Origin of the sequence: Anabaena sp. UHCC 0399, assembly GCF_034931465.1 — a bacterium.
GTDB lineage: Bacteria > Cyanobacteriota > Cyanobacteriia > Cyanobacteriales > Nostocaceae > Trichormus > Trichormus minutissimus.
The window spans coordinates 22833-36759 of record NZ_JAYGGZ010000007.1; the positions used below are offsets into that span (position 1 = coordinate 22833).

At 42.4% G+C, this 13927-nt stretch carries 13 protein-coding genes; 6 read left to right on the forward strand and 7 right to left on the reverse strand.

Going from position 1 to position 13927, the window contains the following annotated elements; genetic code table 11:
• Positions 1-131: 131 nt before the first annotated feature.
• Positions 132-1532, forward strand: a complete 1401-nt coding sequence (locus VB693_RS05695) for a collagen-like protein (RefSeq protein ID WP_323265410.1) — start codon at positions 132-134, stop codon at positions 1530-1532.
• A gap of 40 nt (positions 1533-1572) precedes the next feature.
• Here VB693_RS05695 and VB693_RS05700 read toward each other — a convergent pair whose 3' ends face one another.
• On the reverse strand, positions 1573-2883 hold the full coding sequence (locus tag VB693_RS05700) for a sodium:proton antiporter (protein ID WP_323265411.1): 1311 nt from the start codon (positions 2881-2883) through the stop codon (positions 1573-1575).
• 153 nt (positions 2884-3036) lie between these two features.
• On the opposite strand from VB693_RS05700, the gene VB693_RS05705 reads away from it, so the two are divergent.
• Positions 3037-4404 (forward strand): cytochrome P450, encoded by a 1368-nt coding sequence (locus VB693_RS05705; RefSeq protein ID WP_323265412.1) that lies wholly within the window; start codon positions 3037-3039, stop codon positions 4402-4404.
• 84 nt (positions 4405-4488) lie between these two features.
• Here VB693_RS05705 and VB693_RS05710 read toward each other — a convergent pair whose 3' ends face one another.
• The 4 genes from VB693_RS05710 to rimI form a co-directional block, all read right to left on the reverse strand.
• A complete protein-coding gene (locus VB693_RS05710; RefSeq protein WP_323265413.1) occupies positions 4489-5943 on the reverse strand; it encodes an NAD(P)/FAD-dependent oxidoreductase in 1455 nt (484 codons plus the stop codon).
• A 97-nt stretch (positions 5944-6040) separates the two neighbouring features.
• Positions 6041-7186 carry a threonine-phosphate decarboxylase CobD gene (gene cobD, locus VB693_RS05715; RefSeq protein ID WP_323265414.1) on the reverse strand — a complete coding sequence of 382 codons (1146 nt, stop codon included), beginning with the start codon at positions 7184-7186 and terminating at the stop codon, positions 6041-6043.
• Positions 7187-7206: 20 nt separating this feature from the next.
• Positions 7207-7497, reverse strand: a complete 291-nt coding sequence (locus VB693_RS05720) for an HU family DNA-binding protein (protein WP_190699735.1) — start codon at positions 7495-7497, stop codon at positions 7207-7209.
• A gap of 408 nt (positions 7498-7905) precedes the next feature.
• Positions 7906-8451, reverse strand: coding sequence for a ribosomal protein S18-alanine N-acetyltransferase (gene rimI / locus VB693_RS05725; protein WP_323265493.1), 546 nt, complete (start codon positions 8449-8451; stop codon positions 7906-7908).
• 94 nt (positions 8452-8545) lie between these two features.
• Here rimI and lysA point away from each other — a divergent pair, with 94 nt between their 5' ends.
• From lysA to VB693_RS05740, 3 genes are all read left to right on the forward strand, one after another.
• Positions 8546-9949 (forward strand): diaminopimelate decarboxylase, encoded by a 1404-nt coding sequence (gene lysA, locus VB693_RS05730; RefSeq protein WP_323265415.1) that lies wholly within the window; start codon positions 8546-8548, stop codon positions 9947-9949.
• 240 nt (positions 9950-10189) lie between these two features.
• On the forward strand, positions 10190-11113 hold the full coding sequence (gene cdaA, locus VB693_RS05735) for a diadenylate cyclase CdaA (protein WP_190699741.1): 924 nt from the start codon (positions 10190-10192) through the stop codon (positions 11111-11113).
• Complete coding sequence (locus tag VB693_RS05740; RefSeq protein ID WP_190699744.1) at positions 11110-11859, forward strand: isoprenyl transferase; 750 nt, start codon at positions 11110-11112, stop codon at positions 11857-11859. The genes cdaA and VB693_RS05740 overlap by 4 nt, the downstream gene beginning before the upstream one ends.
• Before the next feature lie 142 nt (positions 11860-12001).
• Here VB693_RS05740 and VB693_RS05745 read toward each other — a convergent pair whose 3' ends face one another.
• Both VB693_RS05745 and VB693_RS05750 read right to left on the reverse strand, forming a co-directional pair.
• Positions 12002-12274: a DUF3143 domain-containing protein gene (locus VB693_RS05745; RefSeq protein WP_323265416.1), complete on the reverse strand. Its 273-nt coding sequence runs from the start codon at positions 12272-12274 to the stop codon at positions 12002-12004.
• A 37-nt stretch (positions 12275-12311) separates the two neighbouring features.
• On the reverse strand, positions 12312-12854 hold the full coding sequence (locus VB693_RS05750; protein ID WP_323265494.1) for a J domain-containing protein: 543 nt from the start codon (positions 12852-12854) through the stop codon (positions 12312-12314).
• Positions 12855-13053: 199 nt separating this feature from the next.
• Here VB693_RS05750 and VB693_RS05755 point away from each other — a divergent pair, with 199 nt between their 5' ends.
• Positions 13054-13923: an Rpn family recombination-promoting nuclease/putative transposase gene (locus VB693_RS05755; protein WP_323265417.1), complete on the forward strand. Its 870-nt coding sequence runs from the start codon at positions 13054-13056 to the stop codon at positions 13921-13923.
• Positions 13924-13927 lie beyond the last annotated feature (4 nt).

Genomic DNA, 13927 nt, shown 5'->3' on the forward strand with positions numbered 1-13927 from the left:
ATCAAAGTATAGCTACAAAACCAGAACCCCGATTTCTTCAAGAAGTCGGGGTTCTTCTAGTAAAGTATAAATTGGGAGCAAATTCGTAAATATCAACGTCTTTTTCATTAAAACCCCTGAGATTTCCCCCAATGCAAAAAGGTTTGAGGAGTAAGCTACTACTATTAACATTCTGCCTATTTAGCAGCTTGTTACCTGCTTCCGGCTCAATTTTCTGCCCAGCCGTAGCTGATGAGCGATACGAGGATTATGGTAAAAGTAGTTACAACGGTATTAGTGGGCAACAGGGTAGAAAGGGACGTGACGGTGAAAACCAAACTGTTTTAGCTAATGGTTCAGCCGTCAATCTTGACCTATCAGGCCAAGATGGGGAAGATGGGGAAGATGGAAGAAGCGGTTCTCGGTCGCGCTGTCCTCACCAAGAACGCAATCCCAACCGAGATATTACAGCACCTCATGGTGTTAATGGTGGGAATGGTGGGAGAGGAGGAGACGGCGGAAACGGCGGTAATCTCACCGTTTATTATACAAATTTGGTAGATTTACAAAAAATCCTCGTGCGTGCAAACCCTGGTGACAGTGGACGTGGGGGACGGGGTGGGCGTGGCGTAGCTGGTTGTCGGTGTCGGCGGCGCAGTTGGGAAATAGAAACCTGTACAGGAACTCCTGGTACGGATAATTATAAATGTACAAAGAAACGCTATAGATGTTACAACGGCAGAGACGGAAGTGCTGGTAGTGCTGGTAGCGACGGGAAAAAAGGCAAGTTAGGTATTTTGAGTATTGTTAACAGTCAGCAAACCTTGCCAGAAGAATCACCCAGTATCAGCCTACCAATATCTGAACTTGCAAGTAAACAGCTAAACCTCTCAAAACATAAGTGGAATCTCCGCCAGGGTGCGGCATCTCTACTAGCTCCTGGTTCTATAATTGCTGATGAGTATCGAGAATTTGAGCAACGTTTAGAAACCGCTTTTCAATTAATTTGGCGAGAAAGACAACCCATTACTAGCTTTGGCAATCAAGCGGTGACAGTAAGTTTAAATGATAGCAAGCAAGTAGAAGTGAATTTTCCTGAAGATGTTTGGGTTGAGGGTAGCAGTAGTAGCGAGGCTGACTTGACGAAGTTTACCGTTAATCATGCCATTTTGAAAAAAGATGTCACCAGGTTAGCAGTATCAGAATTTGCCGATGCAGGTGAAAACCTCAATTTAAAAATAGTGGATTTAGCAGCTAAGTCTGATGTAATTGAGACGCAATTTCGCGTTAAATTCCGGGTAAAGGATAATAATTCTGGGTTCTTTGACTACCAAACTCAATACGAAGGAGACATCCCCGCCGAGCTTATCACCCGCGATTACAACCGTTTTATCTTAGCTTTGGGTAAATTGAAAATCAACAGAGAAAATTTACGTCCTGGTGTCAACGTGGATATTGAAGTTGTCGCAACTCGTTCCTTGGGAGAACGTTCTGCCAAGCAAACTATTAAATGGCAGAGTGCTATCCGTAAGCCGATAAAAATTCAAAAGTAAATAAATCATGACTGTACAGATTCTGTATTAAGGGGAATATCTAATTTTGAGAATTATCTTCTAATTCGCTCATGGTAGTGTGAGAAACTGATATTTTTGTCGCTACCTGATGTTCATACCAATTCATTAAGGGCGTAGCAGAAATACCATGTAGAACTACAGACGCTACAATGGTAGTGTAAGTTATCCAAGAAATCTGTTCAATAACTTCTCCTTTTAGTCCATGACTAAACGCATAGGCAAGATAATATAAAGAGCCTACGCCACGAATACCAAACCAACCAAATAGCAACCGGGTTGCAGGGTGAAAACTACGGCGATGGGAGCGTAAAGGACGTTGACCAATTGTACTAATCCAAGAACCTACAGGTCGAATAACTAAAAATAAGAAGACTATAACTATTACAGATTGAGAGGCATAATTAAGCATTGGTTGCCATAATAATATTGACCCCAATAGTAAAATTGTCCCTACTTCCAATAATCGTTCTAGTCGTTCAATAAATTCTAATTGTGCCATTGGCTTGTCAGGATTTCTATAACTATCTTGGATAATCAAGCCAGCTACAAATACCGCCAAAAATCCATAGCCATTGATGATTTCCGTTAAAGAATAGGTGATCAAAATTGCACTAATAGCAATAAAATCTTCCATCAGGGCATCAGCAGAACGCTTTTTTTGAATTTTTTGGTCAACCAAAACTATAACTTTAGCTACTAGAAAACCCATCACAATAGCGGCGGTAATAGCCCAAATTAAATCAATCACTAACCAATCTTTCAACCAGTTATGCCAATTATTATCTTGAATGGCATAAATCCCAAAATAAACAAAGGGAAAAGCCAAAGCATCATTCAAGCCTCCTTCAGAGGTTAAACCAAAGCGTAACTCATCTCTATCGTTAGTATCTGTTAGTTGTACTTCTGAAGCTAATACGGGGTCAGTGGGTGCAAGAATTGCTCCTAATAATATCCCTTCTCCCCAATTCATCCCTAAAAATAATCGCCCAACAATTGCCAATCCCAAGATAGAAATCGGCATTAAGAAACCAATCAGCCGCGCTGTGATATTCCATACTCGTAAGCGCATAGGATGAATGATTTTTAAGCCGCAGCTAAATACAGAGATGATGACGACAAATTCTGTTAATCTTTCCAAAACTTTGGCATTAAATACATTATTTTCTCTCAGTGGGATCATTCCTAAGCCTTCAGAACCTAAAAACATACCCATCAATAGATATATCAATGCGAAAGAAAGTGGTAAGCGTGTAATCCAACCTGAACCTAGTGTTACTACTAGTAACAGTAGACCAATAATCAGTAGGTCAAGAATGTAAATATCTACCATGTAAATATGTATAAAAAATTAAAGTTTGCTTCGACAGTTTAGTTGCGATCGCCTGTTTGTATAAAATATCTATAGATAGATTTTATGAAAAATTTTCCAATTTCTTCTACTTTTGCTAGCCTAGGATGAATAGTGTGAAGAGGAGCATTGGTCATGCAACTTCCCGATAGTCCCAAAATGCCAAAATTTATGCAGCTGTTGCAGTGGATTTACAACCCATTGCAGCTAATGGAAGCAGCTACCAAAGCTCATGGTGATTTTTTTACACTATGGCTAACTAACAAACAGCCAATAGTATTTTTAAGCCATCCCCAAGCAGTCCAGGAGATTTTTACCACTCATTTAGAGAAGTTAGATTCTAGAGCTACAGCCCAACTTTTACAACCATTATTAGGGGATAATTCTTTATTACTACTATCGGGTGCAACTCATCAACGCCAGCGAAAATTATTAACGCCTCCTTTTCATGGCGATCGCATGAAAGTCTACGGTGATATAATTACTAAAATTACCAAAGATGTGATCAGTAATTGGCAAATTGACACACCTTTTTCTGTGCGTGATTCCATGCAGGAAATTACACTACGGGTAATTTTGCAAGCAGTGTTTGGTTTACATGAAGGCGAACGTTATACACAGTTGCAAAAAGGCTTGTGTTCTATCTTGGAGTTAACATCTTCTTCCTTACGTTCTTCATTATCGTTTTTCCCTGCATTACGGATAGATTTAGGTCGCTGGAGTCCTTGGGGTAATTTCCTGCGTCAAAGACAAGAAATTGACCAACTACTTTATGCGGAAATCAAAGAGCGCAGAGATAATCCAGACTCATCCCGTAGCGATATCCTCTCCTTAATGATGTCAGCTAGTGATGAAAATGGTGAAGCCATGACCAACGCAGAGTTACGTGATGAATTAATGACTCTACTCGTCGCCGGTCATGAAACTACAGCCTCAGCCTTAACATGGGCATTATATTGGATTCATCATCTACCGCCAGTGCGAGCAAAACTTCTAGCTGAGTTAGATAGTTTTAACAATGCAGATTTGAATGAAATCACTCGCCTTCCTTATTTGACGGCTGTATGTCAAGAGACACTCCGCATTTATCCCATCGGTATGATTACCATCCCGCGCATTGTCAAGTCACCTATAGAAATTATGGGTCATCAATTTGAGCCGGGAACAATGTTAGTCGGCTGTATTTATGCAATTCATCGCCGTCCAGATTTATATCCCCAACCTGAACAATTCCAGCCAGAGAGGTTTTTAGAAAAGCAATATTCACTGTATGAATATCTACCTTTTGGTGGTAGTAATCGGCGTTGTTTAGGTATGGCTTTTGCGCTGTTTGAAATGAAGTTATTGTTGGCGACGGTATTATCTCAAGTCGATTTAAAATTAGTAGAGAATTATCCAGTTAAACCTGTTCGTCGAGGGGTAACTTTAGCACCTTCTGGCGGTAAGTGGTTAATTGCAACTAGACAAAGACAAAAGGTGGAAAGGTCTGCTGTTGAGGTGTAGTTAGTTAAGCTGGAGTGATTCTCAGTATAGATAGTTCAGGGCTAATAAAAGCCCACACTGACCTGACGGTAAAGTGTGGGTAGTTTACAGATTCCAATTGCGCCGAAAATAAAAGAACCCTTCTAACCACTCTTGCCACGCTATATTACTATGTAATTTCTGGTTACTCCATTCAGTGGCTGTTTGCTCTAAAATTTCTGCAAAGCTGGGATAAATAGGAGATAAATCTGCTAAATGCTTGACGCGGATTTTTTGAGCCATTGCTAAAGCAATTAGATTAATTAATTCTCTAGCAGATGTTCCTAATATCGTAGCTCCTAAAATTTCGCCGTTGCGTAACACAATTAATTTACAAACACCTGTGATTTGATTTTCTATTTGGGCTGCTGTTACTGATTTATAATAGTGTCGCAAAACTAAAATTTCTTTGCGTTCAAATCGGCGTTGTGCTTGCGCTTGTGTTAAACCTACTCGTGTCAGCGTTGGCTGAGAAAATATTGCCCAGGGTATGTTACAGTAATTAACTTTCAATCTAGGTAAAAATAGAGCATTTTTTATAGCAATTCTCGCTTCATATTGAGAGATATTAGCAAAATCATAGCCACCAATTACGTCCCCACAAGCATAAATTCGGTGGTTAGTAGTTTGCAATTTTTCATTAATTAATAAACGCTGCTGATGCAATTTCACACCTGCATCTGCTAAATTTAATGATTCAATATTTGGTTGTTGTTCTGTCGCGACTAAAATTTCATCAACCTCAATGGCTTTATCTCCAACTTGAATCCATTTTTTACCATCAATTCGCCTGACTTGAGTCACTCCTTTCTCTGTGAAAATACGTACACCATCAGCTTCTAACTGCGCCTGTAGCAGCTGGGAAATTTCTGGGTCAACAGACGATAACAGGTAAGGATACTTAACCACCAAATTCACACTACAACCCAGTTTGACAAGAGTTTGAGCAACTTCAATACTTTGGGGAACACCACCCAAAATTACCCAATCCTGGGGCGGTGTAGCTGCTTTAAAAGCCTGCCAAATATTAGCTAGGGTTAAATAGCCAGTGGCTTGTAACCCCTCAATCTCTGGAATGGCAGGGCGAGAACCACTAGCCAGTAAATAAGTGCGTCCCCGCAGTAAGCGTTGATTCACAGCAAATGCCAAATCAGGAGACGTTGAAAATTGACCACTACCAAAAATCACATCAACCCCCGCCGCAGCTAATACAGCCGGAGAGGTCTGTTCTTGGATATTAGACACAACACCATGAGCGTACAGCATTGCGTCTGTCCAATTCACAGAAATTGGGTATTTTTTGGCATTAGCAGTATTTGTGGCGTGAATACCAAAACCAGCAAAATCATCTCCAGACTGAGCAAGGTTAGCAATTTTGCCCATAGCCTGATGATAAATTAATCCGTGGTCTACTCTAGATTCTAATAAAGCAACTTTAGCTTTGAGTTTCGTAGCAAATAAAGCTGCATAGCGTCCAGCCAGACTACCGCCAATAATTACAATATCGTAGTCATTACTCAAGTCGCTTTGCTCCAATTAAAAATTAAAAATTCAATAATTACTTACTCAGCACGAACTAAACGCCCCGCTACCGCTAACACAACTCACAACTCAGCACTCACAACTCAGGACTCAGCACTCCCTCACTCAGCACTAAGTGTAACGCCGTTAACAGATGTTCGTTGTCAGACTTAGAACGGACGGCTACGCGGAAAAAGTGATCGCCTAATTCTTTAAAACTGAGACAATCGCGGATTAAAATCTGGTGATGCTGGAGTAATTGTTGCTGTAACTGCATACTCGATTGTTGTGTCTCCACCAGTAAAAAGTTAGCAGCACTGGGTTGGGGTTGTAATCCAGGGATGGCGGCTAAACCTTCAAACAGTTGCTGACGTGTCGGCGGTAGCCATTGCCAAGTTTGTGCTTGAAATTCCGTATCCTGGAGACACGCAACGGCCGCTGCTGCTGCCAAGGTGTTCACAGGCCAGGGGTCACGCCATAACTGCCATTTGCGGAGGCGGTCAGGGTGAGCGATCGCATATCCCATTCTCAGGCCAGGAAGACTGTAAAATTTCGTTAGCGATCGCAACACTACCAAGTTGGGATACTCCTGCACCAGCGAAATCAGGCTTTGTTCCTCATCAGGAGGCACAAAATCCATAAAAGCCTCATCCACCAACACCAAAGCAAACTCTTCCAAGTAAGGTAAAATCGCCTCCCTTGAGAATAGTTTACCTGTCGGGTTGTGGGGATTATTCAGTAAGAGAGCGCAGTCAGTGAAGGGTGCTGTTAGCGGTAGCCGGTGCTGAGTGCTGAGTAATTGCTTTAACTCATAACCGGCTAAACGCCGCGCTACAGCTAACAGCACTCGTTCCTCAGCACTAAGAAGGGAAAACTCCAGAACTTTAGCGTTGTACGCCGCCAGAGTGCGGTAGTAGTCGCCAAAAGCTGGAGTGATTAACAAGGTTGCGGCCAATTCTGCTAATTCTCTACCTGCCAAAGTCAGTAATTCTGCTGAACCGTTGCCCGGCAGAATCCACTCTGGTGGCAGTTGATGGAAGTCACCCAGGGCTAATCTCAGGTCACTGTAATCTGGGTCTGGATAGTGCCTGAGATTACCCATTTGCGATTGAATAGCAGCGATCGCACTTTTGGGTGGGCCTAAGGGGCTGATACTCGCAGAAAAATCTACAATAGCATCAGCTGGACAGCCAGCCAGTGCTGCTGCCCAAGCTAAATTTCCCCCATGAGCCGGTTGCCGCATCAAATCAAAATTCCTAACAGTTACGCCTGCGCTTTTGGGGGCGCAACTCTTTCTCTAAATAGCTTACCAGCAGAGAAAGCAGGAACTCTAGTCGCGGGAATTTCCATCTTTTCGTTAGTTTTGGGGTTACGACCTTCACGAGCCTTGCGTTCCCGTGATTCAAAAGAGCCAAAACCTACCAGTGTCACCTTATCGCCAGAGGAAACAGCTTCAATAATTGTTTCCAAAGCAGCAGTTAAGACAGCATCAGCTTGCTTCTTAGTCACACTAGCCTTTTCAGATACGGCATCAACCAATTCACCCTTGTTCATTTGGAACTCCTTAATTTTTAGTTGAGATTTTTTCTAGATGCACTGTGTAGCATCTTTACTTAAATCTCTGTTTTACAGAACACAAAAATCGTCCTTAGGGAGTATTTCTACTCAAAATGTCTGTAAATCCCATCGGCTCGACTTTTCAATGAATCATTCTAAGGTGTTCCAGCCAGAAGTGGATAGATGAAACCATTAATTTATATAGATTTCGGCATTTTTTTTATTTTTTGGGTGATTGTTGCACTCAAAACCACCCCAAAAGTAGGAATAAATACTTAGTGAAAGCCCTGGTTAGAATTAAGTCACAAGTTAAAAGTAAAGAAATAAAAAGTCAGTAGAGCGTTTTAATTAATTTTTCTGGGGCGCGCCACCATAGTTGATTTCTCCCCAGGATATTGGCTGATATCAAATTAACTGCCAAGCCGATTTTTCCAACTGAGTCTCAATCATATTGTGCCAGTGCAGCAATTTTTCTGTAAATGAGGGGTATTGCAAATCCGAAAGCCAAAGAATCAAGGCATCTTCACCGTTGTCTTGGTAATAACGCCGTCTCCGGCCTGCTGTTTTGAACCCAAATTTTTGGTATAAAGAGATTGCTGCTTCATTAGAAGCGCGGACTTCCAGGGTAGCTCGTTCTAAATTGCGATCGCTAGCTGTTTTCAGCAAAGCATAAATTAAAGCCTGTCCCAAGCCCTGACGTTGATATTGGGGATGAACTGCCACAATTGTAATGTGAGCTTCCTCTAAAATCGACCAGAAGCACCCCATACCCAGCAAGGTTTTGCTGGAGTGCGGGGCAAATATTCCCAGTAAATCACTGTTAGGACTATCCAGTTCTCTTTGGTAGCCCTCCAGCGTCCAAAGTCCACCAAAACAGGCTTGATCTAGTTCTAAAATTGCACTTAGATCCTCTGAGGTCAATGATTTGAGTTTTAAGTTAGAAGATAAGATCACTTTTATTGGGATAAGAAGACAAACCCTTTGTAAACTGGGATCGGGAGACTTACTCACGCCCATAATTTAAACAAGGACAATCTATATAAATATGGTATCGACTCACCCTGCTGAGGTTCAATATGCTGGAACGCAGTATTTACCTCAAAGCCAGAGCATAAATACAAATACTTCCCCCAACCAAGAACTTTTACCCCTAACAGCCACAGTTAATAGTGATGGTTGCTTGGAAATCGGTGGGTGTGATGTCACAACCCTAGTTCAGCAGTTTGGCTCACCTTTGTATATTTTAGATGAGGAAACCCTCAGAACAGCCTGCCAACAATATCGAGATAGCTTTCAAAAATACTATCAAGGCGAATCTCAGGTAATCTATGCTTCTAAAGCCTGGAATTGTCTGGCTGTCGGTGCGATTATCGCCTCGGAAGGGTTAGGAATTGATGTTGTCTCTGGCGGTGAACTTTATACAGCTCTAGCTGCTGGGATTAGTCCTGAAAAAATTTACCTCCACGGTAATAATAAATCCCGTGAAGAACTAAATTTCGCCATTGAGTCTGGGATCACGATTGTTGTAGATAACTGGTATGAATTACATACTTTGGTGGAGATGTTGCAGGCAATGTCTATACCACCAGTGCGGATCATGTTGCGACTGACACCAGGGATTGAATGTCATACTCACGAATATATCCGCACAGGACACCTAGACAGTAAGTTTGGCTTTGATCCCAACGATTTAAATGAGGTGTTTGAGTTCGTCAGCCAACAACCAAATTTAAATTGTGTAGGCTTACACGCTCATATTGGTTCGCAAATTTTTGAGCGTCAACCCCATCAGGATTTAGCGGCTGTGATGGTGCAGTGGTTAAGAGATGCGGTTAAATACGGTTTAAATATCACCGAATTAAATGTTGGTGGCGGTTTGGGCATTAAATATGTAGAATCAGATGATCCACCAAGCATTGATGAGTGGGTAAAGGCGATTTGTGAAGTTGTGCAGGCAGCTTGTGCAGTCGAAAATCTACCTCTACCAAAGTTACTCTCAGAACCAGGGCGATCGCTCATTGCTCCAGCCTGTGTTACTGCTTACACTATCGGTTCATCTAAAACAATACCGGAAATTCGTACCTACGTCGCCATAGATGGGGGTATGTCTGATAATCCCCGTCCCATTACCTACCAGTCAGTTTATCGCGCCGTCGTTGCCAACAAATTGTCTGCGCCTATGACAGAAACCGTCACAATTGCGGGTAAACATTGCGAATCAGGGGATATTTTAATCAAAAATGCCCAACTGCCAAAAACTGAACCTGGGGATATTCTCGTAGTTATGGGAACTGGTGCGTACAATTACAGTATGGCCTCCAACTATAACCGTTTACCCAGACCGGCAGCAGTTGTAGTGGCCAATGGCGAAGCAAACTTAATTTTGCAACGCGAAACTTATCAAGATTTAATTCGACAAGATTGCTTACCCGAAAGATTGAAGAGTTAGTCATTAGTTATTAGTTATTAGTCGTTATTTAAGTCCAGGGTTTCTGGGATTTTTTCCTGAATCACTGGCTTTAAACTAGAATTTCTTTGATTATTCTGGAGAAGCAAGCAAAACAAAATGTCCCAACCAGAAGAAAACAAAGGGGAAACAGTGCATGAAAGTTCATGCGTTAATAACTAATAACTAATAACTATTAATTACTGACTATTAACTAAAAGTATTAAGAGTAATCCAGATGTCATGAGAGATTGGTGGAAGCAATGGCTGGCAAACCTAGGATGGTCTCAGTCTTTGCTGCTGGGGACTCTGGATATTGTATTGGTGCTGGCGTTGACTTACATGATACTAGTTATTATTAGTGAGCGTCGCACACTGTGGATGGTGCGGGGTTTCATTGTCTTAATGCTAGCCTCAGCACTAAGCGGTAGGTTTGGTCTACCACTCTTAAATTTTGTCCTAGAAAAGTTAGTAATTGGCTGTGCTGTAGCAATGGCAGTTGCTCTCCAGTCAGAGTTCCGCCGATTTTTAGAACAATTGGGACGAGGTGAATTCCGGCAATTGTTTCAACCATCTAATCTGACTATTCCTAAGTCTGATAGTGTAATAGATGAAATTGTGGAAGCGGTTAAAGAACTCTCTAAAAACCGAATTGGAGCTTTACTAATTTTGGAAACAACTGGCCCCATTGACGAACGGGATTTTTCTGTACCTGGTGTCAAACTCAATGCGGATGTTTCCAAAGAACTGATACACACGATTTTTCAACCGAAGACCCTGCTGCACGATGGCGCAACATTAATCCGTGGTTCACGGATTGTATCTTCGGGTATAATCTTACCGCTTTCGGGACGCACAGCCTCGCGCCAATTGGGTACACGCCACAGGGCGGCGATGGGAATTACTGAGCGCGTCGAAAATTGTATTTGTGTCGTTGTATCAGAAGAAACTGGTTCTATTTCCCTCGCAGAACGGGGAACTCTAAATAGGCCATTGACGATTAGGAAGCTCAAAGAGTCTTTAGAGGCTCGATTGTCCCCAACTGTAGATCGGGAAGCGGTAGCTCCTGGTTTGTTAAGCTTGGGTCTTCAGATTGGTAGTAAGGCACTAAAACTAGCTTCACGTTTACTTGGATTACCCTCGACCGCTTCTCAAGACAAAAAATGACAATACAACAAACTGAACTGCAAGAATTGCCCCTGGATTTGAAACGAGAACTACTGCCCAAACACGTTGCAGTAATTATGGATGGCAATGGTCGATGGGCTAAACGTCAAGGTCTACCGCGAATTATGGGTCATAAGCGCGGAGTTGATGCCCTCAAGGATTTGCTGCGTTGTTGTAAAGATTGGGGGATTCAAGCATTAACGGCTTATGCCTTTTCCACAGAAAACTGGAAAAGACCCCAAGAAGAAGTAGATTTCTTAATGACGCTGTTTCAGAGAGTGTTACGTCAAGAGTTGAGGGAAATGGTCGAGGAAAATGTCCAAATTCAGTTTGTGGGAAATTTAGCAGCTTTGCCGCGATCGCTACAAGCGGAAATTTCCCGTTCAATGGAAGAAACCAAGCATAATCGCGCTATCCGGTTTTCTGTGGCGACTAACTACGGCGGACGACAGGAGATTTTACAAGCTTGCCGGGCGATCGCCCAAAAAGTCCAGCAAGGTCTCCTCCAACCTGATGAAATCTCTGAAGAAGTATTTGAACGCCACCTATACACAGCCGGAATTTCCGACCCAGATTTGCTCATCCGCACTAGTGGAGAAATGCGCCTCTCCAATTTCCTCCTCTGGCAAATGGCCTATGGAGAAATTTACATTACTGATACCCTCTGGCCAGATTTTGACCGCACTGAATTTCACCGCGCCTTGTGTGCTTATCAGCAAAGGGAGCGACGATTTGGCAAGGTTTAGAGACGGGTGACAGGTGACAGGTGACAGGTGACAGGTGACAGGTGACAGGTGACAGGGTAGTTTGTTGACCTATATTCCCACTCAGCACTCAGCACTCAGCACGGGCTAAACGCCCCGCTACCGCTAACAGCACTCAGCACTGCTAAGGGCCAGAAAACACGGCTTGTTCGACATCTTCTCGACTCAGGGAATATTTGAAGGCGCGTTGGATATCTTGTCCATTTTCCCCACCTTGGATATATCGCACGATAATTTGCTCGATATCCAGCCAGAGTTCAGCTTGCCAACTAGGTCGTTGTATGCGCCAGCAATGTAGTTGTGTATCATCTTGTTGACAGCCTTGCTCTTTTAACCACTGCTCAATTTGTGGCAGAGGATGACTGTATAAGGGCGTATCTGAGGGAAGTATAGACATAAAAATTCAAAATTGTTTATTAGTTATTAGTCATTAGTTACTTTACCTGTAACCTGTCACCTCTCCCCACAGAAGAAATCGGTTGTTGTAGTGTAACTGTTGGTTGTGGTACCTGGGTTTGTAAAGCTTGATCACCACGAGTTAGGCCGATGGCGATCGCTAGCAGTAAACAACCTACCAAAGTCACAGCTAAAATAAATAAAGCAAAAATTTCGCCAGATGAGAGGGGGCGATCACCTCCGGTGGGGCGTAGCCCATCACTGGCATCCAAGTAAGCTGATTTTGAGTAATCATAAGCAGAAGAGACAGGATGGTGCAAATCAGGCGGTGCTTGAATCACCCCAAACCGAGAATAACCTATCTTGATGTCATAATTTAAACGCCTTTCGGGATTACTCAGGGTGGCGTAGGCTTCGTTAATTTGCTGAAATTTTGGGGTGGCGACAGCAGCAGGTAATTCTGTGCTATCGGGATGATAGCGTTTACTCAGTTCCCGATAAGCGCGACGAATATCGATGACTGATGCTGAGGGATGCAGCCCTAGCGTAGAGTAATAGCTGGGTTCATTGCTTTGCGGCATTGCCCTATGTTGATTCACATCTGTTTGATTCACCTTGCAATCAAGTTTTTTTAATATTGTAAACCTGCCACTCTCACTAAGTTACGATAAATTTCATAGGACTTAGGCAGAAGAAGGGTATAAGCAATTAATTTTGGATTTTGTACTTTTGCAGAGAACCCGTAGGTTATTTTGAATTTTAAATTCGGAGCGCAGCGACTTGACTAAATCCGCAGATGTCAGCACCAAAAAATTAATCAGCCTTGCACCCGACAATTGGGTAAGATGGGTAACTCAAATGCCTGATATCGTTGCGGGAGAAATTCTTAATTCTGAATTTCAGTGGATTAGCCGAGAAAGTGATGTTTTAGTCCGTGTCACCAGTTCTGAACACGGTGAATTTCTGGTTCTCAACGAATTGCAATTACGCTACCAACGCCAAATGCCTCGCCGAATGCGTGCTTATGCAGCACTGGCGGAAGAAAAATATAATTTACCTACGTACCCTGTTTTAATTAATATTCTCAAAACGAGTAACGAAGAAATACCTACAAGCTTTACATCAAATCTGGCAGGGTTACGAGCAATCCAAGATTATCGGGTGATTAACCTTTGGGAAGTTGATGTGAATATTGCCTTGAAACAACCCTTACCATGCTTATTGCCATTTGTTCCGATTCTCAAGGGTGGTGAAGATGAGTCTCTCATTCGAGAAGCATTGCAAATTCTCCGTGCTGATGAACAGCTAAACCAATTAGAAACAGTATTAGCTTTTTTTGCTACGTTTGTTTTAGAGAGTAACTTAGTTCAAGAGATTATGAGGTGGGATATGACTGTATTACGTGAATCACCCTGGTATCAAGAAATTTTGCGTGAAGGTGAAGCACGAGGCGAAGCACGCGGTGAAGCACGCGGTGAACGGCGTGGAGTAATATCTAGTATCGAAATTAATTTAGAAGCAAAATTTGGCGAGGATGGCTTGCAATTGCTGCCACAAATCAATCAAATTAGTGACATAGCACAATTAAAAGAGCTTTTACGCCATGTTATTACAGCAATCACAATTGAGGAATTACGTCAACTGCTGTAGTACA

Coding starts and splice junctions, on each gene's coding strand:
- VB693_RS05695 (WP_323265410.1), top strand. CDS start 132: ATGCAAAAAGGTTTGAGGAGTAAGCTACTACTATTAACATTCTGCCTA.
- VB693_RS05700 (WP_323265411.1), bottom strand. CDS start 2,883: ATGGTAGATATTTACATTCTTGACCTACTGATTATTGGTCTACTGTTA.
- VB693_RS05705 (WP_323265412.1), top strand. CDS start 3,037: ATGCAACTTCCCGATAGTCCCAAAATGCCAAAATTTATGCAGCTGTTG.
- cobD (WP_323265414.1), bottom strand. CDS start 7,186: ATGCGGCAACCGGCTCATGGGGGAAATTTAGCTTGGGCAGCAGCACTG.
- VB693_RS05720 (WP_190699735.1), bottom strand. CDS start 7,497: ATGAACAAGGGTGAATTGGTTGATGCCGTATCTGAAAAGGCTAGTGTG.
- lysA (WP_323265415.1), top strand. CDS start 8,546: ATGGTATCGACTCACCCTGCTGAGGTTCAATATGCTGGAACGCAGTAT.
- cdaA (WP_190699741.1), top strand. CDS start 10,190: ATGAGAGATTGGTGGAAGCAATGGCTGGCAAACCTAGGATGGTCTCAG.
- VB693_RS05740 (WP_190699744.1), top strand. CDS start 11,110: ATGACAATACAACAAACTGAACTGCAAGAATTGCCCCTGGATTTGAAA.
- VB693_RS05745 (WP_323265416.1), bottom strand. CDS start 12,274: ATGTCTATACTTCCCTCAGATACGCCCTTATACAGTCATCCTCTGCCA.
- VB693_RS05750 (WP_323265494.1), bottom strand. CDS start 12,854: ATGCCGCAAAGCAATGAACCCAGCTATTACTCTACGCTAGGGCTGCAT.